Origin of the sequence: Brevibacillus soli (genome assembly GCF_044759095.2) — a bacterium.
Classification (GTDB): Bacteria; Bacillota; Bacilli; order Brevibacillales; family Brevibacillaceae; genus JBIYSM02.
Map to the genome: position 1 here is coordinate 26,196 of NZ_JBIYSM020000025.1, position 21,497 is coordinate 47,692.

Annotated in this window: 20 protein-coding genes; 14 read left to right on the forward strand and 6 right to left on the reverse strand. The window is 54.8% G+C overall.

Annotated elements, in window-relative coordinates; genetic code table 11:
- Positions 1 to 28: 28 nt before the first annotated feature.
- The 3 genes from ACE99V_RS11940 to ACE99V_RS11950 all read right to left on the reverse strand — a co-directional run bounded on the left by ACE99V_RS11940 (position 29) and on the right by ACE99V_RS11950 (position 3,562).
- A complete protein-coding gene (locus tag ACE99V_RS11940; RefSeq protein WP_400491315.1) occupies positions 29 to 1,144 on the reverse strand; it encodes an aminopeptidase in 1,116 nt (371 codons plus the stop codon).
- 47 nt (positions 1,145 to 1,191) lie between these two features.
- Complete coding sequence (locus ACE99V_RS11945; RefSeq protein ID WP_400491316.1) at positions 1,192 to 2,391, reverse strand: iron-containing alcohol dehydrogenase; 1,200 nt, start codon at positions 2,389 to 2,391, stop codon at positions 1,192 to 1,194.
- A gap of 76 nt (positions 2,392 to 2,467) precedes the next feature.
- Positions 2,468 to 3,562, reverse strand: coding sequence for a methyl-accepting chemotaxis protein (locus tag ACE99V_RS11950; protein ID WP_400491317.1), 1,095 nt, complete (start codon positions 3,560 to 3,562; stop codon positions 2,468 to 2,470).
- A gap of 256 nt (positions 3,563 to 3,818) precedes the next feature.
- Here ACE99V_RS11950 and purC point away from each other — a divergent pair, with 256 nt between their 5' ends.
- Genes purC through purN form a run of 7 tightly spaced genes read left to right on the forward strand, consistent with a single transcriptional unit; the run spans position 3,819 to position 10,774 of the window.
- Positions 3,819 to 4,529 (forward strand): phosphoribosylaminoimidazolesuccinocarboxamide synthase, encoded by a 711-nt coding sequence (gene purC / locus ACE99V_RS11955; protein WP_400491318.1) that lies wholly within the window; start codon positions 3,819 to 3,821, stop codon positions 4,527 to 4,529.
- Positions 4,530 to 4,532: 3 nt separating this feature from the next.
- Entirely contained in the window at positions 4,533 to 4,781 is a 249-nt protein-coding gene (gene purS / locus ACE99V_RS11960) for a phosphoribosylformylglycinamidine synthase subunit PurS (protein ID WP_400491319.1), read from the forward strand.
- Positions 4,782 to 4,783: 2 nt separating this feature from the next.
- A complete protein-coding gene (gene purQ / locus ACE99V_RS11965) occupies positions 4,784 to 5,476 on the forward strand; it encodes a phosphoribosylformylglycinamidine synthase subunit PurQ (RefSeq protein ID WP_400491320.1) in 693 nt (230 codons plus the stop codon).
- The gene (purL, locus tag ACE99V_RS11970) at positions 5,457 to 7,700 is read left to right on the forward strand and encodes a phosphoribosylformylglycinamidine synthase subunit PurL (protein ID WP_400491321.1); all 2,244 of its coding nucleotides are present in this window, start codon (positions 5,457 to 5,459) and stop codon (positions 7,698 to 7,700) included. The genes purQ and purL overlap by 20 nt, the downstream gene beginning before the upstream one ends.
- Positions 7,685 to 9,106: an amidophosphoribosyltransferase gene (gene purF / locus ACE99V_RS11975; RefSeq protein ID WP_400491322.1), complete on the forward strand. Its 1,422-nt coding sequence runs from the start codon at positions 7,685 to 7,687 to the stop codon at positions 9,104 to 9,106. The genes purL and purF overlap by 16 nt, the downstream gene beginning before the upstream one ends.
- 13 nt (positions 9,107 to 9,119) lie before the next feature.
- Positions 9,120 to 10,157, forward strand: a complete 1,038-nt coding sequence (purM, locus tag ACE99V_RS11980) for a phosphoribosylformylglycinamidine cyclo-ligase (RefSeq protein WP_400491323.1) — start codon at positions 9,120 to 9,122, stop codon at positions 10,155 to 10,157.
- The gene (gene purN / locus ACE99V_RS11985) at positions 10,157 to 10,774 is read left to right on the forward strand and encodes a phosphoribosylglycinamide formyltransferase (RefSeq protein WP_400491350.1); all 618 of its coding nucleotides are present in this window, start codon (positions 10,157 to 10,159) and stop codon (positions 10,772 to 10,774) included. The genes purM and purN overlap by 1 nt, the downstream gene beginning before the upstream one ends.
- 78 nt (positions 10,775 to 10,852) lie before the next feature.
- Here purN and ACE99V_RS11990 read toward each other — a convergent pair whose 3' ends face one another.
- Positions 10,853 to 11,464 carry an SIMPL domain-containing protein gene (locus ACE99V_RS11990; protein WP_400491324.1) on the reverse strand — a complete coding sequence of 204 codons (612 nt, stop codon included), beginning with the start codon at positions 11,462 to 11,464 and terminating at the stop codon, positions 10,853 to 10,855.
- Positions 11,465 to 11,678: 214 nt separating this feature from the next.
- Here ACE99V_RS11990 and ACE99V_RS11995 point away from each other — a divergent pair, with 214 nt between their 5' ends.
- From ACE99V_RS11995 to purD, 3 genes are all read left to right on the forward strand, one after another.
- A complete protein-coding gene (locus ACE99V_RS11995; protein ID WP_400491325.1) occupies positions 11,679 to 12,047 on the forward strand; it encodes a hypothetical protein in 369 nt (122 codons plus the stop codon).
- Positions 12,048 to 12,193: 146 nt separating this feature from the next.
- Entirely contained in the window at positions 12,194 to 13,741 is a 1,548-nt protein-coding gene (gene purH, locus ACE99V_RS12000; RefSeq protein WP_400491326.1) for a bifunctional phosphoribosylaminoimidazolecarboxamide formyltransferase/IMP cyclohydrolase, read from the forward strand.
- A 74-nt stretch (positions 13,742 to 13,815) separates the two neighbouring features.
- On the forward strand, positions 13,816 to 15,087 hold the full coding sequence (gene purD / locus ACE99V_RS12005) for a phosphoribosylamine--glycine ligase (RefSeq protein WP_400491327.1): 1,272 nt from the start codon (positions 13,816 to 13,818) through the stop codon (positions 15,085 to 15,087).
- A 43-nt stretch (positions 15,088 to 15,130) separates the two neighbouring features.
- Here purD and ACE99V_RS12010 read toward each other — a convergent pair whose 3' ends face one another.
- Positions 15,131 to 15,265, reverse strand: a complete 135-nt coding sequence (locus ACE99V_RS12010) for an EYxxD motif small membrane protein (RefSeq protein ID WP_400491328.1) — start codon at positions 15,263 to 15,265, stop codon at positions 15,131 to 15,133.
- A gap of 11 nt (positions 15,266 to 15,276) precedes the next feature.
- Positions 15,277 to 15,648: a YgaP family membrane protein gene (locus tag ACE99V_RS12015; protein WP_400491329.1), complete on the reverse strand. Its 372-nt coding sequence runs from the start codon at positions 15,646 to 15,648 to the stop codon at positions 15,277 to 15,279.
- 184 nt (positions 15,649 to 15,832) lie between these two features.
- On the opposite strand from ACE99V_RS12015, the gene ACE99V_RS12020 reads away from it, so the two are divergent.
- The 4 genes from ACE99V_RS12020 (at position 15,833) to ACE99V_RS12035 (ending at position 21,491) form a co-directional block, all read left to right on the forward strand.
- Positions 15,833 to 17,605, forward strand: a complete 1,773-nt coding sequence (locus ACE99V_RS12020; RefSeq protein WP_400491330.1) for an adenine deaminase C-terminal domain-containing protein — start codon at positions 15,833 to 15,835, stop codon at positions 17,603 to 17,605.
- Between the two features lie 273 nt (positions 17,606 to 17,878).
- Positions 17,879 to 19,120 carry a branched-chain amino acid ABC transporter substrate-binding protein gene (locus ACE99V_RS12025; RefSeq protein WP_400491331.1) on the forward strand — a complete coding sequence of 414 codons (1,242 nt, stop codon included), beginning with the start codon at positions 17,879 to 17,881 and terminating at the stop codon, positions 19,118 to 19,120.
- Positions 19,121 to 19,252: 132 nt separating this feature from the next.
- Positions 19,253 to 20,206 (forward strand): branched-chain amino acid ABC transporter permease, encoded by a 954-nt coding sequence (locus ACE99V_RS12030; protein ID WP_400491351.1) that lies wholly within the window; start codon positions 19,253 to 19,255, stop codon positions 20,204 to 20,206.
- 10 nt (positions 20,207 to 20,216) lie between these two features.
- A complete protein-coding gene (locus ACE99V_RS12035) occupies positions 20,217 to 21,491 on the forward strand; it encodes a branched-chain amino acid ABC transporter permease (protein WP_400491332.1) in 1,275 nt (424 codons plus the stop codon).
- Positions 21,492 to 21,497: the final 6 nt, after the last annotated feature.

Here is a 21,497-nt window from a genome sequence, read left to right on the forward strand (position 1 = left end):
CTTTTGCTTTTAGGATGCGAGTGGATGTTTACATGAGGTTTTCCGGGTTCAGGCCATCCAGCTCCGGCAGAACGAAACGGCCGTCTTTGCGGATCAGTACGTCGTCGAACCAGATCTCGCCGCCGCCGTACTCCGGACGCTGGATTTGGACCATGTCCCAGTGAATGGAGGAGCGGTTGCCGTTGTCGGCGATGTCATACGCGTTGCCCGGCGTGAAGTGGAAGCTGCCGGCGATTTTCTCGTCGAACAGGATGTCCTGCATCGGATGCAGGATGTGCGGATTGAAGCCGATGGCAAATTCGCCGATGTAGCGGGCGCCTTCGTCCGTGTCGAGGATTTCGTTCAGCACTTTGGTGTTGCTGCTGGTTGCTTCCACAATTTTACCGTTTTTAAAGGTAAGCTGTACGTCGGTAAAAGACGTGCTGTGGTAGTTGGTCGGCGCGTTGAAGTAGATGGTGCCTTCTACGGAATCGCGTACCGGAGAGGTGTATACTTCGCCGTCAGGGATGTTGCGCTTGCCGTCGCACTTGATGGCCGGAATGCCCTTGATCGAGAAGGTAAGTTCTGTTTTTGGACCGATAATGCGCACACGGTCGGTACGCTCCATCAGCTCCTTCAATGGATCCATCGCTCTGGACATTTTTGCGTAGTCCAGATTGCAGACGGAGAAGTAGAAGTCCTCAAAGCCCTCCAGGCTCATGTTGGAGAGCTGAGCCATTGCCTTGTTCGGATAACGGAGAACCACCCAGCGCTTTTTCGGAATGCGCTCCCCGAAGTGGACAGTTTTGTAGAAGATGCGGGAGTAGAGTCCCATCTTTTCTTCCGGGATGTCGGAGTATTCGTTGATGTTTTCAAAAGCGCGTACGGCTATGTAGGCGTCGACGTCTTCCATTCGGGACAGCTCGTGCTTGGCCATCAATGCCATGTGCTCTTCACTGGTGCCTTGAATCAAGGCACGCATGATTTCCTGATCCTTGATCGTCACCAGCGGCAGTGCGCCGACAGCAAACGCTTCGCGAACAAGGGCACGAACCAGAGGTACCTGCATGCCGATGTTTTCGATCAGCACCTTTTCCCCTTTTTGCAGGTTAAGCGAGTAGCGTATCAGTTTGCTCGCCAGTTCGTTAATCCGTGGATCTGCCATGGTATGGAACCCTCCATAGATAAAAATTTTTTTACTTATCTCACAGTTTAATGGCAAGCTTCATAGATCGCAAGGATTTCGTTCTCATAGAGTGGACGGGAACTGGTCAGGCAGTCCGCGCCTCTGCCGCCGATGCGAATGGACTCGCGCGCCATCGGCAAGAGGCTGTCTCTCGTGATGCCAAAGTCCGAGAGGCGCTGCGTGATCCCCATGGAACGATACCAGTTCGAAACCGCCTCAATGGTTGCGCGGGCAGCTCCCAGGTCGTCCTCATCCGTTACGCCAAAACAGTTGCGTCCCATTCGGGCCAGCCGTTCCGGACGATCCTGCAAAATAATCTGCTCAAAGTAAGGAAGGGACAAGATGGCAAGGCCGCGGCCATGCGGAATATCGTACCAGCCGCTCAGCGTATGTTCCATCCCGTGCAGGGGGTAGCCGGCTCCCCGTCCTCCCAACGTAAACGGGCTGATTGCCAACGTGCTCGCCCACATCAGTGTGGAGCGGGCTTCTTCGTTTTCCGGTTCGTTGATGGCGATACGGGAAAACTGCGCGACCAATCGAATGAGGGTTTCCGTAAAACCGTCCTGCACATGTGTGCCCTCCGCGCTGATCAGGTATGCCTCAAACAGATGGGAGAAGATGTCGGCGCAAGCTTCCGCCGTCACGTGAGGCGGAACGGTGTATGTAAGTGACGGGTCAAGAACGGCAAGTTTGGGAATCAGGCCGGGCCCGTTGATTGACGATTTTTCGTGCGTCTCCCAGTGGGTAAGCACGCTGATGCCGTTCGCTTCCGAGCCGGTAGCGGCGACGGTGGGTACCGCGACGATCGGCAGTGCCTGCTGAACCGGAACCAGGTCTTTTCCCGTGCCGCTGGGATTGCCGCGCATGTAGTCGTAGATGGGACGGCCGGAGAGTGCAGCAGCAGCAATCGCTTTGGAAGCGTCCATCACGGAACCTCCGCCCAATGCGATGATGAAGTCGCAGCCATTTTCCCGGGCAAGGGCGGCGCCGGCATCCACGGTCGTAGTACGGGGATTTGGCTCCACCCTGTCAAACAGCACAAAAGGAACCTCTTCCCCGGCAAGCAGCGAGCAGACGCGATCCAGCAGCCCTGTCCGTTTGGCTGAAGACCCTCCGGTTACCAACAATGCTTTTGTGCCGATCGTTTTCGCTTCCCTGCCGATGCGGGCCAGTTCACCAACGCCGAACAAGACGCGGGTGGGAAACAGCACCTCAAAAGGAAACATTCGTGATCCCTGCCTTTTTCGTTAGTATAGGTACAACCATAGTGTAACACAAGAAAAGCTCCCCCCGGGGGAGCTTCTATGCCACTTGAAACTTGCTGCTCATTTCGCCCAGACGGGTAGAGAGTCGGAGCAGCTCATCCGCCAACTCCCGCGACCGTTCGATTGATTTCAGCTGATGCTTTGAGGTCTCCAACATTTCTTCCGTACTGCTCTGCGTCTCCTGGGAGACAGCCACGAACATTTCCAGGGTGGTGTCCACTTCGTCCAACCCGCTGGAAATATCGGACAGACCTGCGGAGACGATCTCCATTTCATCGTTCGTTTTTTCAATTGCCTGGCGAAGCTTGCAAAAGGCCTGTTCCGTTTCGGCTATTTTATCGAGGCTCTGTTGCAGCTGTCCGCTGGCCTGTTTCGACTCTGCGCTGACCGATTCTGTTTCCGTCTGTATGGATTCGATCAGCTTGGCAATTTCCACCGTGGCTGACTCCGATTCACCAGCCAGCTTGGCCACCTCGTCAGCGACGACGGCAAAGCCTCTGCCGTATTCTCCCGCCCGGGCTGCTTCAATAGAAGCGTTCAACGCCAGCAGCTTGGTTTGCTTGGCAATGTTTTTGATTACATCCACGACGACACTGATCGTTTGCGAATGACCTTTTAATTGGCTCATGCGCTCGTCGAGCTGTGTATAGGTTCCAGAAAAGCGGCGGATCATGGAGGTCAGCTCGTCAATTCGTTCCTGGCCATAATGCGCCACTTGTTCCATATTTTCGCTTGCCTGGGTGACGGAGGAGATGCGTGCGAAGAGCTCGTCCATCGCTTCCTTCATGCGTTGAAATGCGGCATTGGCCGTTTCTGTAGAGCAGGCGGTCTGCTCCACGCCTTTGTTTACGGTGTCGAGTCGAACGGCCAGCTGGGAGGTATGCTCGCCCGCCTGGTTGGATGCCAGCTGGATCTGGTGTCCGCTGCGGTTCAACTCGTCAATCATGTACTGGATTTCCCTGATCATCGTTGACATCTGCTCGATCATGAAGTTGAAGCTGTCGGAAATCGAACGGATTTCCGGCCCCTCATGCTGCAGGTCGGATCGCTCGGTAAGGTCACCGGAGCTTACCTTTTGCATGCCTTGAATCAGCTTGCGGAAGGGAGAAGTGATCCCCCGGACGACGATCATGGGAAAATCCTCCTAGTACGATCCGTTCATTATCCATTTCATTCTAGCGATCAATTGTAAAGCTAGTATGTAGGCGAAGTTAACGAATGTTTAAGAGTATGCATGTGCAGAGGAACCAGCAAATTACGAACGTTTGTCGATCAAGTATTGGATAGATTTTGTTGAAAAGTACGTATATTTATGTTTTAATTGCATTGTAATGTTCGTATATAGACTTAAAAAGCTATCTTTTTCAGGTGGGAAGGGGACTGTGTAAGTGGAAAAACGGGAACAACTCTATGAAGGAAAGGCGAAGAGGATTTATCGTACTTCTGTTCCGGATCAATACTGGGTTGAATACAAGGACGACGCCACTGCCTTTAACGGAGAGAAGAAAGGGAAAATTGTCGGCAAAGGTGAGCTGAACAACCGCATCACCTCCATTTTTTTCACCCTGCTGAAGGAGAAGGGAATCGACAATCACTTCATTGAAATGCTCTCGTCCAACGAACAGCTGGTTCGCAAAGTGGAGATCATCCCGCTCGAAGTTGTCGTCCGCAATATCGCAGCCGGTTCCCTGGCGAAGCGACTGGGTATGGAGGAAGGAACGGTCCTTCCGCAGCCGGTTGTGGAATTCTACTACAAAGACGATAAGCTCGGCGACCCGTTGGTAAACCATTCCCATATCAAAGTGCTCGGTATCGCAAACGCTGCCGAGGTGGCTCGCTTGGAGCAGCTCGGTCTGCAGATCAATGAGATTTTGCAAGCCTACCTGCGCGAGCGCAATGTCCTTTTGGTCGATTTTAAACTGGAGTTTGGCCGCTCATCTGACAGAGAGATTCTCCTCGCCGATGAAATATCGCCGGATACTTGCCGGTTCTGGGACGCACGGACCAAGGAGAAGCTGGACAAAGACCGCTTTCGCCGCGATCTGGGCAATGTCGAAGAAGCTTATCAGGAAATACTCAGACGTTTGGGAGGAGAATGAATCATGCTGAAAGCTGTTGTATACGTAACGCTGCGCGAAAGTGTTCTGGACCCGCAGGGACACGCTGTAAAAGGCGCTCTTCACACTCTTGGCTTTGACGAAGTAAAAGAAGTGCGCATCGGCAAGTACATGGAAGTTTCATTGAATACAGGCGACCGCGCACAGGCGGAAGAACGCGTCCGCGACATGTGTGAAAAGCTGCTGGCCAACACCGTGATCGAAGACTACCGCTTTGAGATTCTGGAGGGATAAGCATGCGAGCAGCCGTCATTGTCTTTCCCGGTTCCAACGCCGATATCGATCTGTATAACGCCGTCGAAGATGTGATGCAGGTACCGGTTGACTACGTCTGGCACGGAGAAACGGATCTGTCCCGCTACGACGTGATCCTCCTGCCGGGCGGATTTTCCTACGGGGATTACCTGCGCTGCGGGGCGGTAGCCCGGTTCTCTCCCGTGATGGAACAGGTGGTGAAAGCGGCGGAAGAAGGCAAATGGGTGATGGGGATCTGCAACGGCTTCCAGATCCTGACGGAAGCCGGCCTGCTGCCCGGGGCGCTCTTGCGCAACCGCTCGCTAAAATTCCGCTGCACGCTTTCCAAGCTGCGTGTGGCCAACAACGACACCGCTTTTACCCGCGATTACGAGGCAGGCGAAGTCATCGAGATTCCGATTGCGCACGGCGAAGGAAACTACTTCTGCGACAAAGAGACACTGGCCAAGCTGAAAGCCAACAACCAGATCGTATTCCGCTATGAAGGAGAGAATCCGAACGGTTCGATCGACGACATCGCCGGCATTTGCAACGAACGAGGCAACGTGCTGGGCATGATGCCCCATCCGGAGCGCGCTGTGCATGAATGGATGAGTTCCGCAGACGGACGCCGCATGTTCACCTCGATTTTAAAGAGCTGGGAGGAACGAAACCGTGTCAACGATCACGCATAAAGAACCAACAGCTGAACAGATTGCCGAGCAGCGTATCTATAGAGAAATGGGGTTGACCGACGACGAGTATCAGCGCGTCGTTGACATCCTCGGCCGCAAGCCGAACTGGACGGAAACCGGACTGTACAGCGTGATGTGGTCCGAGCACTGCTCCTACAAAAACTCCAAACCAGTACTGCGCCGCTTCCCGACGACAGGCCCGCGCGTTTTGCAGGGACCGGGTGAAGGGGCGGGGATCGTCGACATCGGCGACAACCAGGCTGTCGTGTTCAAAATCGAGAGCCACAATCACCCGTCTGCAATTGAGCCATACCAGGGCGCGGCGACAGGTGTGGGCGGCATCATCCGCGACGTCTTCTCCATGGGCGCCCGACCAATCGCTCTGTTGAACTCCCTGCGCTTCGGCGAACTGACGACACCGCGCGTGAAGTACCTGTTTGAAAATGTCGTGGCAGGAATCGCCGGTTACGGCAACTGTATCGGGATCCCGACCGTGGGCGGTGAAGTGAACTTCGACCCGACCTACGAAGGCAATCCGCTGGTGAACGCGATGTGCGTGGGCCTCATCGACCACGACAAGATTCAAAAAGGAGTTGCGTCCGGTATCGGCAACCCGGTCATTTATGTAGGGGCGAGCACCGGTCGCGACGGTATTCACGGCGCTACCTTTGCCTCCGAAGAACTGAACGAAGATTCCGAGAAAAAACGTCCCGCCGTGCAAGTGGGTGACCCGTTTATGGAAAAACTGCTGTTGGAAGCGTGTCTGGAACTGATTGACACCGGCATCGTCGTCGGTATTCAGGACATGGGAGCCGCCGGTCTTACCTGCTCCAGCGCGGAGATGGCCTCCAAGGCGGGCAACGGCATCGAGATGAACCTCGACCTGGTGCCGCAGCGCGAAGCGGGCATGTCGGCGTACGAAATGATGCTCTCCGAGTCCCAGGAGCGCATGCTGGTCGTGGTGGAAAAAGGCAAGGAAGATCAGGCAATCGCGCTGTTCGACAAATGGGGGCTGGCTTCCGCTGTAGTAGGCAAAGTAACCGATGACGGCATGCTGCGCCTCCTGCATCGCGGTGAAATGGCAGCCAACGTGCCGGTGCAAACGCTGGCGGATGACGCTCCGGTCTACCATCGCCCCTCCGCTGTACCAGCGTACTATGAAGCAAACGCTAACGTCGATCCGATAGCTGCCATCAGCGAGCCTGCCGACTTGAACGAAACGCTGAAGGCTGTCCTGTCTCAACCGACTGTGGCAAGCAAGGCATGGGTATACGAGCAATACGACCACATCGTACGCGCCGGCACCGCAGTCAAACCTGGTTCCGACGCTGCGGTGGTCATGATTCGCGGCACACGCAAGGCGCTGGCGATGAGCACAGACTGCAACGGCCGCTACGTTTACCTTGACCCGAAAGTGGGCGGCGCCATTGCCGTTGCCGAAGCGGCTCGCAACGTGGTTTGCTCCGGTGCGGAACCGTTGGCCATCACCGACTGCCTCAACTTCGGCAGCCCGGAAAAGCCGGAAGTGTTCTGGCAGTTTGAAAATGCGGTAGACGGCATGAGCGAAGCTTGTCTCGCCCTAAACGCGCCGGTGATCGGCGGTAACGTATCGTTCTACAACGAACGCAGCGGTGACGCGATCTATCCGACTCCAACTGTCGGAATGGTCGGTCTCATCACCGATGTGGATCACATCACCACCCAGTACTTTAAAGGGGAAGGCGACATCATCATCCTGCTCGGCGAGACATTCGCAGAACTGGGCGGCAGTGAATACCAGAAGCTGGTGACCGGCAGCATTTCCGGACGTCCGCCGCAGCTAAATCTTAAAAAGGAAGCGGCCCTGCAGCAGCTTGTGCTGAAAGCCATTCGTCAGGGTTTGGTGCGATCCGCGCACGATCTGTCCGAAGGCGGTCTTGGCGTGGCGCTGGCAGAAAGCTGCTTCGGTCAGGAGATGGGGGCAACCGTTGAGCTTGCAACTGAACTTCGCACCGACATAGCGCTGTTCAGCGAGTCGCAGTCCCGCATCCTGCTGAGCGTAAAAGCAGCGGATGCAGAAGCGGTCTTGGCGCTGGCAAATGAGCTGGGTGTACCGGCTCAGGCGATTGGAACGACCGGCGGGAACCGTTTGGTGGTGAAGGTTAACGGAGGAGAAGCCATCAACGCGCCGCTTTCCGACTTGAAAGCCGCTTGGAAGGATGCGATTCCATGTTTGATCGGATGATCTGGGATAAACTGAACGAAGAATGCGGCGTATTCGGCATCTACAACCACAAGGACGCGTCCCAGTTGACCTATCTGGGATTGCACGCCTTGCAGCATCGCGGTCAGGAGAGCGCAGGCATCTGCGCCTCCGACGGCGAGAAGTGGTATAAGCACCGCGGCATGGGTCTTGTATCGGAAGCGTTTGGCAGAGGAGATCTGGAGAAGTTTCGCGGCCACATTGCCATCGGCCATACCCGTTACACCACTGCCGGCTCCAGCAAGATCGAGAACGCGCAGCCGCTTTTCTTTCGCTACGCTCACGGCAGCATGGCTGTCGCTCACAACGGCAATCTGGTGAACGCCAGCGTCCTTAGAAAGGAGCTCGAAGCGAAAGGCTCCATTTTCCAGACAACCAGCGATACGGAAGTCATTGCCCACTTGATCGCCCGGGCGAAGAGCCGTGATCTGGCGGAGGCGGTGAAGGAAGCGCTGCAGCACATCAAAGGGGCGTACGCCCTGCTCGTGATGAACGAGCGCCAGCTGGTGATCACGCTCGATCCCAACGGACTGCGCCCGCTTTCCCTGGGACGTCTGGGAGACGCGATCTGCGTGGCTTCGGAGACTTGTGCCTTTGACATCATTGGCGCAGAGTACTGGCGTGACGTACAGCCGGGCGAGCTGATCGTCATTGACGCAGACGGCATTTTTGAAAGGAAACACTCCGAAAACACGCAGCGCTCCATTTGCACCTTTGAGTACATCTACTTCGCCCGTCCTGACAGCGACATTGACGGGATCAACGTTCATATGGCCCGCAAGCGTCTGGGCAAACAGCTGGCCCTGGAAGCGCCGATTGAGGCGGACGTGGTCACGGGAGTACCTGACTCCAGCATTTCCGCGGCAATCGGGTTTGCGGAAGCGACCGGCATTCCATACGAAATCGGCCTGATCAAAAACCGATATGTCGGCCGTACGTTTATCCAGCCGACGCAGGAGCTGCGCGAACGCGCCGTACACCTGAAGCTGTCCGCCGTGCGCAAGGTAGTGGATGGCAAACGCGTCGTGATGATCGACGACTCGATTGTCCGCGGCACCACCAGCAACCGCATTGTGCGCATGCTGCGCGAGGCGGGGGCAAAGGAAGTGCATGTACGCGTAAGTTCGCCGCCGGTCAAGAACCCGTGCTTCTACGGCATCGACACGTCGACGCGGGACGAACTGATCGCCTCCACCAAGACGGTGGAAGAAATTCGCCGCATTATCGGTGCGGATTCGCTCGCCTTTTTGTCCATAGAAGGGATGCTGGAAGCAATCGGCCGCGCCGACACCGCTCCAAACAAGGGGCACTGCCTGGCTTGCTTCACCGGCCAGTATCCGACGGAAATCGAATTTGAGGCAGCACTGCCGGCCTATAAGTGCGAGTAGGAGGGGAGTAATCATGAGCGAAGCATACAAACAAGCAGGCGTCGACATCGAAGCGGGGAACGAAGCGGTTGAGCGCATGAAAAAACACGTGAAGCGCACGTTCCGCCCCGAGGTGTTGACCGATCTCGGCGGATTTGGCGCCCTGTTTCGCCTGGATACCAGCAAGTATCAAAAGCCGGTGCTCGTCTCCGGTACGGATGGTGTCGGCACCAAGCTGAAGCTGGCATTTGCCATGGACAAACACGACACCATCGGGATTGACGCGGTGGCCATGTGCGTCAACGACGTCGTGGTGCAGGGGGCGGAACCGCTCTTTTTCCTCGACTATCTCGCATGTGACAAGGTCATACCGGAAAAGATCGAGGCGATTGTCAAGGGGATCGCGGCCGGCTGCTCGCAGGCCGGCTGCTCGCTGATCGGCGGTGAGACCGCGGAAATGCCGGGCATGTACGCTGATGGAGAGTACGACATCGCCGGTTTTACCGTCGGCGTGGCCGATGAAAGCAAGCTGATCACCGGAGCCAGTGTCGCTCCCGGCGACGTGCTGATCGGTATCGCTTCCAGCGGCGTTCACAGCAATGGCTTTTCGCTCGTGCGCAAAGTGCTGCTGGCGGATCGCGGCATGGAGCTTGATCAGCATGTAGAGGCACTTGGCAAAACGCTTGGCGAAGAACTGCTGACCCCAACCAAAATCTACGTCAAACCGATTCTGTCCCTTCTTGAGTCCCATGAAATCAAGGCGATGGCTCACATCACCGGAGGCGGCTTCACGGAGAACATCCCGCGTGTGCTGCCGGAAGGGACACAGGCCGTTATCGACATGGGAACGTGGCCGGTCCTCCCGATCTTCACGCTGGTACAGGAGCAGGGCGGGCTTGCTGCTTCCGACATGTACCGGACGTTTAACATGGGGATCGGCATGGTGCTGGTTGTGAAGCAGGATGATGCCGTTGGCGTGATCGAGAAGCTGCAGGAGCTGGGAGAACAGCCGTACCTGATCGGCCAGATCCAGGCTGGCGAACGAAAGGTCGTATACAACGGGGTGAAATGATGAAACGCATAGCGGTATTCGCCTCGGGCAGCGGTTCCAATTTTGAGGCAATCGTAGAGGCGACACGCGTCGGTCGTCTTGTCGATACGGAGGTAGCATTGCTGGTCTGCGACAAACCCGGTGCCCAAGTGCTGGAGCGGTCTGACCGTCTGGGGATCGAAGCGTTTGTGTTCGATCCGAAGGACTATCCCGACAAAGCCGCCTTTGAAAAAGAAATCGCAGCGCAGTTGCAGCAGCGTGACGTTTCTTTGGTCGTGCTGGCCGGCTACATGCGGCTTTTGGGTTCGGTCATGCTGTCTGCCTTCGAGGGACAGATCATCAACCTGCATCCGTCTCTTCTGCCCGCATTCCCGGGTAGGGACGCCATTGGACAGGCGCTGACCTACGGAGTGAAAGTGACGGGCGTTACCGTTCACTTCGTTGATTCGGGGCTGGACACCGGGCCCATCATTGCGCAGGTGCCTGTGCCGGTGGAAGAGGGCGATACGGCGGAAAGCCTCGGTGCCCGTATCCATCAGGTGGAACACGGGCTGCTCGTAGACGTGATCGGGCGGGTTCTTTCCGGTCGTGTTACACTCGAGGGGCGCATTGTTCATCTATTACAGGCAAAAAGCTGACACTTGATCGTGCCAGCTTTTGAGCTTGTTGAGAAACTGCCACGACAGCCACTTTCTCGAGACCCTGCAAAGCTGCATTTAATGGTAATGATACTTCGCCGTAAGCCGAGCAACGATGGTTACCTCTCCCGGTTGAATCGGAGTGGGTGTTTCGCGCGCAGTTTGATACAGGATTGGCTGGGGAAAAGGTTGCGTGACTTCTTGAATCTCGAGAGGAACTTCCATTAAAGCAACTCCCATCGTTTGGGCAAGAGTTTCCGCTTTTCGGAGGCTGTTGTGCAAGGCGAGGGACAGAGCCTGATTATAGAAAACTTCCGGCGCTGAAACCGTTAGCTGTATGTTTGACACGTAGTTTGCTCCCTGAGCGACCGCTGTGTCAACGATCTTTCCGGAGGAAGCAACCTCATCCGTCGTCACCTGGAGAAGATGTGTCACTTTGTAACCGCGAAAGACCTGCTTCCCGTCGACGTAATCATATTGCGGTTCCATCCTGAATTCAGATGTTTTGATGTTCTCCCTTTGCACTCCGGACATGATCAGGGAATGAACGATACTCGTGATCTTCTCGCTATTTTCTTTTTGAGCATCACTTAGAGTATTCCTTTCGGTAATGACTCCGAGTGTGATGATCGCGCGATCGGGTGTCACAGCGACCTTTCCTTCTCCCGAAACTGTAATCAACAAAAACACCTCTATGCTGTCCAGATGTAGTTTCTACTAGATGTATGCCGGTAGGCTCATGTACGTGTTTCCCGAGCGAAATGCCGGAGCGTATTTGCTCCAAGCAGGACAAGGCTTTTTCTCGACCAGCATCCTGTGCGCGATTGCTGGTTGTTGGTGCAAACCTTTTTTCTTGCCCCAACATAGAGTAGAAGGAAGGCGGAAAAAGGGAGGTTACTCCACCATGAGCGGTGATTTGATTTCCGATTTGCTTGACAAGCTGAGCAAAAAGACAGGCAGGGAGTGGACGTTGGCCGACATCATGCGCCTGGCGGAAAAGCTGCCGGAGGACGGCAGCAGGGACATTGACAAGGTGTTGAACGAGCTGGCCGACATGGGATTGGAAGTTCCGGAGGACACCAAACAGAAAGTGAAGCAGAAGGTGGAAGATGGCCAGCCGTTGTCGCTTGATGATTTGGACAGCATCCAACCCAAGCAGGTGAAGGGCAGCGGCAGCCGGAAGTCTGTTAAGGCATCCGGCCCAAAAAAGAAGCAGCCTTCTCTTTGGGAGCAGCTGAGACAACTGTCTGGAAGAAAAAGAAAAAAGAGGTAGGGAGTACTGACAGCCGGGCATCCGTGGATGTGTTGGCTGTTTTTGTTTGGGTGAAAAACTTGATCATACCGTACAATTATGTTTTAATTAGTTTGCAATGTTCGTGTTTTGGTCTACTTTTTTCAAAAAAGTCAGGAGGTTCTAACGTGAGTGTGAAAAAAGCGCTTATTAGCGTTTCCGACAAGACAGGGCTGATTCCGTTTGCACGCCGTTTGGCTGCCGCCGGCGTAGAAATGATCTCCACGGGAGGAACGGCAACCATGCTGAAGGAAGCGGGGATTCCCGTCATCAGCATCTCAGAGGTGACCGGATTTCCGGAAATTTTGGACGGACGCGTCAAAACGCTGCACCCGAACATCCACAGCGGACTCTTGGCTGTACGCGACAACGAGGCCCATCAGCAGCAGCTGAGCGAGTTGAACATCGAGCCCATCGATTTGGTTGTCGTCAATCTTTATCCTTTTAAACAGACGATTGCGAAGCCGGACGTAACCTTCGCAGAAGCGATCGAAAATATTGATATCGGCGGTCCCGCCATGCTCCGCGCAGCCGCCAAAAACCATCAGTTTGTCACCGTAGTGGTCGATTCTGCCGACTATGAAGCAGTGGCCAACGAGATCGAAACGAATGGCGATACCACGCTGGAGACTCGCCGCCGCTTGGCCGCCAAGGTATTCCGTCACACGGCCGCCTATGACGCGCTTATCTCGCGCTATCTCAGCGAACAGGTAGGGGAGCTGATGCCAGAAAGCTTTACCGTCACATACGAAAAGGCGCAGGACCTGCGCTACGGGGAAAATCCTCACCAACGCGCGGCCTTTTACCGGGAGCCGCTTGCTGTAGAAGCAAGCATCGCTTACGCCGAACAGCTCCACGGCAAAGAGCTTTCCTACAATAACATCAATGATGCAGACGCCGCCCTGGCGATCGTGCAGGAATTCTCCGAACCGGCCGTCGTAGCGGTCAAGCACTCCAATCCGTGCGGAGTTGGCATTGGCGAGGATATTTTTGAGGCGTATAAAAAGGCATACGAAGCAGATCCCGTCTCCATCTTCGGGGGAATTGTTGCCGCCAACCGCACCATCGACAAGGAAACGGCTCTGATGATGAAAGAAACCTTCCTGGAGATCATTCTGGCTCCTGACTTTACAGATGAGGCACTAGCGGTCCTTAAGGAAAAGAAAAACCTGCGCCTGCTCCGCATTCCGATGGGCGACGCCCAGGCGACTGCAAAGAACGCGTTCCGTATCGCACCTGTGGTGGGCGGCGCCCTGGTACAGGACTACGATCTCAAACAGCTCGGGGATGACGAGATCCAGGTGGTAACCGAACGCCAGCCAAGCGCGGAAGAACTGGCGCAGCTCAAGTTCGCCTGGAAAGTGGTGAAACACGTCAAGTCCAACGCCATTGTGCTGGCCAAGGACAACATGACCATCGGCGTAGGTGCAGGCCAAATGAATCGCGTCGGAGCAGCCAACATCGCGATTGAACAAGCCGGGGAAAAAGCGAAGGGGGCCGTGCTCGCTTCCGACGCCTTTTTCCCAATGCCGGACACGGTAGAAGCGGCGGCAAAGGCAGGGATCACGGCGATCATTCAGCCGGGCGGCTCCGTTCGCGATCAGGATTCCATCGACGCTTGCAACCGCTGCGGAATAGCCATGATCTTTACCGGAACCCGTCATTTCAAACACTAAAATACCCACCGAACGACAGCTAACGCGCCTGTTCGGCGGGGCCCAATAGCACACATCATCAGGAGGTAGTGCGGATGAACGTATTCGTAATCGGCAGCGGAGGCCGTGAGCATGCCATCGTTTGGAAGCTGGCGCAAAGCCCGAAAGTAAAGAAAATCTACTGTGCCCCTGGCAACGGCGGTACGGCCGAGCTGGCTCAAAACGTACCAATTCCGATCGATGACTTTGCCGCGCTGGCCCAGTTCGTCAAAGACGAGGGGATCGACCTGACAGTGGTGGGGCCGGAAGAGCCGCTTTTGGCCGGTATTGTCGATTTCTTTTCCCAACGCAGCCTGCCGATTTTCGGACCATCGGCGACTGCCGCCAAAATCGAGGGAAGCAAGTGCTTTGCCAAAAATCTGATGACGCGCTACAACATTCCGACCGCGCGCTACGAGTCGTTTATCGATTATCCGTCTGCTCTCGCCTACGTACGAGAGCAGGGAGCACCGATCGTCGTAAAAGCGGACGGCCTGGCTGCCGGGAAAGGCGTGGTCGTGGCGGAAACGCTGGAAGAGGCGGAAGAGGCGCTGTACCACATCATGCAGGAAGGCGCATTCGGTCAGGCGGGGGCGCGTGTCGTGATCGAAGAGTGCATGCGCGGAGAGGAGCTGACGCTGCTGTCGTTCGTGGACGGTGAAACAGTGAAGCCGATGATTACCTCGCAGGATCACAAGCGCGTTTTTGACGGAGACAAAGGGCCGAATACCGGCGGCATGGGCACCTATGCCCCTGTGCCGCACATGTCTGCCGAGCTTGTGGAAGAAATCGTGGAGAAGATTGTCAAGCCGATCGCAAAAGGGATGGCGCAAGACGGTATCCCGTTTAAAGGCGTCCTTTACACGGGGCTGATGATTACAGCGGAAGGGCCGAAAGTAGTGGAGTTTAACGCCCGTTTCGGAGACCCGGAAACACAAGTGGTCCTGCCGCTTTTGGAGACGGATTTGGTCGATATATTTGTGGCTACGGTAAACGGCGAACTGGCTGACGTAGACGTCAAGTGGAAAGAGGGAAGTGCCGTTTGCGTCGTGATGGCAGCTCCTGGCTACCCCGGTGATTATCCGAAAGGACAGCCGATTTCCGGGCTGGATCAACTCCAGCAGGGTGCCACTGTATTCCACGCCGGAACGAAGCGGACGGAAGAAGGCATCGTTACCAGCGGAGGACGCGTGCTGGGTGTCACCGGTACGGGAAAAACTCTTGCCGAGGCTCGCGAAGCTGCTTATGCGAGCGTCCGCTCCATTCATTTTGACGGTGCCCATTATCGCCGTGATATCGCCGACAAGGCTTTCCGACACACGAAATAACCGCAAACAAGACTGTCAGCCGAAAAAAAGGGAGATCTCCTGCCTATTGGCGGTATCTCCCTTTCTTTTTGCCTGAAATGTAGATGAAATATGCCATCGCGCCGACTGTTCCGATGGCGAGCAGCAATACAAAGGCATTGTGGGAAAACCACTCATACCAGGGCGTTCCGTACGCCATTGCTCCACCTCCTAGGAGTACGTAGGATACAAGTGCTCATCTCGGCTGTACGAATCAGAAGGCTCGCCCGGTTTTGCCGGTGACGCCTGTTTACCTGCCTGCTTTGGTTGTTGCGCCGCTTGTCTCCCCGCCTCCATCATTCCTTCCGCCATATTGCCCATCATTGCGTTTACGCCTGCCTTCGTGACCGTGTTGGATCCGAAGGCATACAGCATCGGGCAAAAACGGGTAATCCCTTCCGCCACTTTCATGGCAGACATCGTCATTAAAAACCAGGGTGCACGGCGAGGTTTTCGGCTCATTTTGCCGATCCCGTAAGCCAATCCCAACAACCCAAGGGTAATTCGAATGGTCGCGTCGACGGTTCCGACGTTTTTTCGCATAGGCTTGCCTCCTGTAGTAGAGGGTAATCTAATCCTGTTTGGTAGTGTGTACCGAACTGGACAAAACAGCCGAGGAAAATCTTGCTAGATCTCGTTCCAAGTGAAAGGAGGTAGGGTACGGTGCAGCGAAGCATATAGGGAATGTGACTGAGCGTTCGCTAGAAACACGATGGGAGAGGGTAGGATGATGCGTGTACGTCCCGTAACGGAAGAAGCCTTCCGCCGGCTTGTCCGGACCGCCAAGCGGCAGGCTCCGGCCAGCATGTGGCTGAAAGGAGGCAATGTATTAAACGTCTACACGAAGGAATGGCAGCAGGTTCATATCGTCACATCGGGCGAGCGAATCGCTTATGTGGGTGAAAAGGAACCCGTTGTAGACGAAGGCACAGACATCCTCGATGCCGAGGGGTATTATCTGGTCCCCGGGTATATCGAGCCTCATGCACACCCCTTTCAATGGTACAATCCCGCAACGCTGGCTGATTTTGCCTTGCAGACGGGAACGACGACGATGATCTCCGATACGTTGTTTCTCAACAGTCTTTTGCCCCCTGAGGAAGTAGCCGACATCATGGAAAAACTGCAGGCGCATCCCGTAAAACAGTTTTTTTGGGCGCGTCTGGACCCGCAAATTCGAGGACAGGCGGAAGATGCCGCATACAGCAGGCAGGGCGTGGCGCAAATGGTGGCGAACCCGTTGGTCATTCAGGGGGGAGAGCTTACCGATTGGCAAGGAGTGTTGACGGAAGACGAAACGATTTTATTCGGCCTCAAGTACGTTCGCGATGTGGGCAAACGAATGGAAGGGCATCATCCCGGCGCCTCCGTGGAGACACTGAACATTGCCGCAGCGGCGGGGATTACCGCTTGCCATGAGAGCATCACGGCCGAAGAGGTGATCAACCGGTTGCGCCTCGGTATGTATGCCACCCTGCGCCATTCCTCCATCCGTCCCGATCTCCCGGAGCTGGTGAGCGGGCTTGTCCAGAGGGGAGTGCCGTGGTCGTCCCGCATGATGCTCACCTCCGACGGCAGCACACCGCCGATGATGCGTCACGGGTTTACCGACTACATTCTCCGCGTCGCGATGGAATCGGGCATGCCGCCTCTCGAAGCGTACGTCATGGCTACCTTGAATCCGGCAGTCTACTACGGACTTGACGGAGAGATCGGGGGAATCGCACCCGGCCGAGTCGCCGATGTGCTGTTCCTGACCAGTCCCGAAGAACCGACGCCAAAGCTGGTGATCGCCAACGGGCGAAGGGCAGTCAGAGAGGGTCAATTGCTTGAACCAACCGTTGAATTGAACTGGTCGGCGTACGGTTTTCCGCAGGTAAACCATATGCTGGACGGTCCGGTCAACCCGCAATGGTTCCGAATCCCGCATGAAGGAAAGGCGGTACCTGTTCTGGAAATGACAAACGCCGTCATTACCAAACTGAAGTGGGAAGAGCTGCCCGCTGACGAAGAGGGGTACGTTACGGTCGAGCAGGATCCGGAGCTTTCCTTTCTTTTCTGTCTGGATCCCCGCCAGAAGCGGCTGACGCAGGCAGTTGTCCGCGGATTCGGACAGATGATCGAGGGGATGGCCAGCACCTACACAGCGTCTGCCGACTGGTTGATTATCGGCCGCGATCCGAAGGCAATGACCAGGGCGCTCGAGCGGGTCATCAGGAATGGGGGCGGTATCGCGCTGGCGGAACAGGGGGGAATCTCAATGGAAATACCTCTGCCGCTCGCCGGCAAGCTGACGGACCGACCTATGGGCGAGATCATCGCAAAAGCGGAAGAGTTTGTAGAACAAATGCGGCAGAAAGGACATCGACATCTCGATCCGATTTATTCCTTGCTCTTCTTCACCGCTACGCATCTGCCGTTTGTGCGTCTGACCGGCGAAGGTCTGTACGACGTGAAGCAGGGAACGATCATTCTTCCCTCTCGAAAATGTGATGGATAAACAACGCTTTACACTGGTGAATCATTGATATAGTTATTTGATTTCAATTTCATCAAAAAAATGGCTCTATCATGCTGGAGTAATATGTTTTTGCAAAAAATATTTTTTTCTCTTGTAAATTTTCTAATTTATTTTACAATTAAAAAAGAGCCAATCCCCATCTGACATGGAGGCCAATTTTGGCAGCCGCTCTCACAGTCGCAACCAGAAAAAACAAGTAGAAGGATTGGATTCAGAAAAATAAAGATTGATTAAAAGGGGGATTCAATTCGTATGAAGAAACGCACTCAACTCGGTTTCTTATCCGCAGCGCTGGCAGCGAGCGTTGCACTGACTGGTTGCGCAGGCTCCAACAATGCCGGCGGCAGCAATGCCAGCGGCGGAGGCTCCACTCCAGCCCCGGCTCAGCAAGGCGGCTCCAGCGGGGGAGCGGCAGACGGCGGCAAGATCTTAATTGCTACCCAAACCCCACTCTCCGGCAACCAATCCTCTCTGGGGGATGCGATTAAGACAGGTGCCGAGTACGCATTGAACCAGAGAAAAGAGGAATTCAAAGCGCTGGGCTTCGACGTGCAGCTCTTCCCGCAGGATGATCAGGCTGACCCGAAAATCGGCGTGTCCAATGCGGAAATGCTGATCTCCAACCCGGATGTACTGGGCGTTGTCGGTCACCTCAACTCTGGTGTAGCCATCCCGTCTTCCGTAAAATATGAAGAAGGCAAACTCGTGATGGTATCCCCGGCCAATACCGCAGTGAAACTGACGGAAGAAGGCAAGAAAACCGTTCACCGCATCTGCGCGCGCGACGACTCGCAAGGACCGAAAGCGGCGATGTACGCGAAAAATACGCTGGGCGTGAAGACTGCGTTCCTCATTCACGACAAGACAGCGTACGGCCAAGGTTTGGCTGATCAGGTAAAGTTGCAGTTTGAAAAAGACGGTGTGCAACTTCTCGGCTACGAGGGCATTACGCAAGGCGAGAAGGACTACAGCGCAGTACTTAACCAGGTAACAGCGAAAAACCCTGACATCATCTTCTTCGGCGGACTCTATCCGGAAGGCGGCATCCTGATCAAGCAAGCCCGTGAAAAAGGCTACAAGGGTTATTTTATGGGTGGCGACGGTTTGGACTCTTCTGATATGATAAAAATTGCAGGCCCTGCAGTAGAAGGCGTTGTGTTCACTTCCGTAGCGGGTGACGTCACGCAAACCGAAGAAGGCAAGAAATGGGCTGAAGAATACAAGAAAGCCACGAATAAACCGCTCGAAACCTACTCCGTATACGGTTTCGACTCCATGAACGTCGTACTGAACGGCGTGCTGGAAGCCATCAAAGCGAACGGCGGCAAAAAACCATCCCGTGAACAGGTTCTCGAAGCTGTTCACAAGACCAAGGACTTCCAAGGTCAATTTACAAAAGTTACCTTCGACGACAAAGGTGACAACACCAACGCAGACGTATTCATCTACAAGTACGAAAAAGACAAATCTGTATTCGTAGGGAAGGCACAATAATTCTTCTCAGCCTAGACGTACCTCACTAGCCTCATCCACCCTAGGGGCGGCACGCAGGTGTTCGCCCCTTTTTCTTGGGTGGCACCGAATACAGAAAATTATTAAGTTTATGAAGGAATGAGGGATCAACGCATGCTGCTCGGCATTTTACCTCAGGTATTGGTTGACGGTTTAACACTCGGATTTATGTACGCTGTCGTCGCACTCGGCTACACCATGGTTTACGGTATTCTTGAATTCATCAACTTCGCCCACGGAGAGATTTTCATGGTGGGTGCCTTTGTAGGAACAGAAGTCCTGCTCATCTCTGACGCACTCGGCGCACTGGAAGGCATGAATCCGTTTGTCGCCCTGTTCCTGATGCTTCTGTTTGCGATGGGTATTACCGGGGCGCTTGGCGTCGGAATCGAACGCATAGCCTATCGGCCGCTTCGCAGCGCACCCCGCCTTGTTCCGCTGATCTCTGCCATCGGTGTATCATTCCTGCTGCAAGACCTGGTTCGTTTTACAGAAGCGATTGCTCGCAATGAATTTTATTTGAATAGTCCGATTTTGTTTACAGGTTCTGTTTCCTTGGGTGGCATAGCAACCATTCCGGTAAAAGGTCTGATTGTGATTGTCCTTGCGATCGTGATGATGATAGCCTTGACGCTGTTCGTGAACAAAACAAAATGGGGAATTGCCATGCGTGCCGTAGCGCAGGATCAAACCACGGCTTCGCTGATGACCATAAATGTAGACAAAGTGATCATGCTTACCTTTCTGATCGGCTCCAGCCTGGGCGGAGCCACCGGCGTACTGTTTGCGCAAAACTACGGAACCATTGACCCGTACATTGGATTTATTCTCGGCTTAAAAGCATTTACCGCTGCCGTACTGGGCGGGATTGGCAACCTCCGCGGCGCGATGGTGGGCGGTGTGCTGCTCGGTCTGTTGGAGTCCCTCTCCGGCGCGTACATGGGTCCGCTGACTGGCGGCGCATTTGGTGCCGAGTACAAGGACGTATTTGCGTTCAGTATTTTAATTCTCGTGCTTCTGTTCAAACCGGAAGGTCTGTTTGGCGAAGCCGTGAAAGAGAAAGTGTAGGTGAGAGCAAGTGGCTAAATTCGTAACCGGTTCGTTCAAGGGTGTTCCGCTTCTCTTTACCCTGATTTGGATTGCCGTATTTGCTTCAGCGTTGCATTTTATGGACAAGTCCGTAATGGCGTTTCTCGGAATCTTGTCTTCCATTATCGTCATCTACTATACCAACACGACGAAGAAGATTCAGATGCTGCTGGGAGCGGCAGTGCTGCTTTTGATCATTCCGCTCGTTGCCGGTGACAACCGCTACTACATGGAAGTGGCGTCGCAGGTTGGGATCTACGTAGCCATGGCATTGGGACTCAACATTGTAGTAGGCTTCGCCGGCTTGTTGGACCTTGGATACGTGGCATTCTTCGCTGCCGGTGCTTACGCGTACGCCATCTTCTCTACCTCGCAGGCCAACGAATTTATCGCGGGCAACCTGTTCCCTTTGAGCGGTGAATGGTTTTGGCCGTTCCTGATTGTCGGGTTGATCGTCGCTGCGATTTTCGGGATTTTGCTGGGTCTGCCTGTTCTCCGTGTAAAAGGTGACTACCTGGCCATCGTTACCCTTGGTTTTGGCGAGATTATTCGGATTATTTTTAACAACCTGGATAAGCCCGTAAACATTACCAACGGGCCGCAAGGGATCACTCCGATTCCGTCGCCGGAGCTGTTCGGTCTCAAAATGGGCACACCGTTCTACTTCTACTTTATTACGCTGATTGTCATCGCCTTCATCGTCTTAGCCAACATCCGCTTCGAGCACTCCCGTCTGGGACGCGCGTGGATCGCGGTGCGCGAGGATGAACTGGCTGCCCAATCGATGGGGATTTCGCTCCTGAACACCAAGCTGGCGGCGTTTGCGACCGGTGCTTCCTTTGCCGGAGTGGTCGGTGTGATCTTTGCGGCCAAGCAGACATTTATCGACCCGACGTCTTTTACGCTGATGGAGTCCATCGGGATTCTGGTCATGGTGATTCTGGGCGGCAGCGGCAGCATCCCGGGTGTTGTCCTGGGAGCGGCGTTTGTCACCGTGCTTCAGGTGCAGCTGTTGAAGGAGTTCTCCAACTTCCTGCACACCCTGCAGCAATCCGGCATCATCAACCTGCCGAACCAATTGGACCCTTCCAAGTTCCAACGCCTGATTTTCGGAATTATGCTGATTCTCGTCGCGCTCTACCGTCCGAACGGTCTGATTCCGGCGAAGCGCAAGAAAAACGATATCGACGCCATCAAGGGCAGCGCCTATGCCAAGGAAAAACTGGGTATCCTCGGCAAGCTACCGCAAGGCAAGCAGTCGTAGCGGACA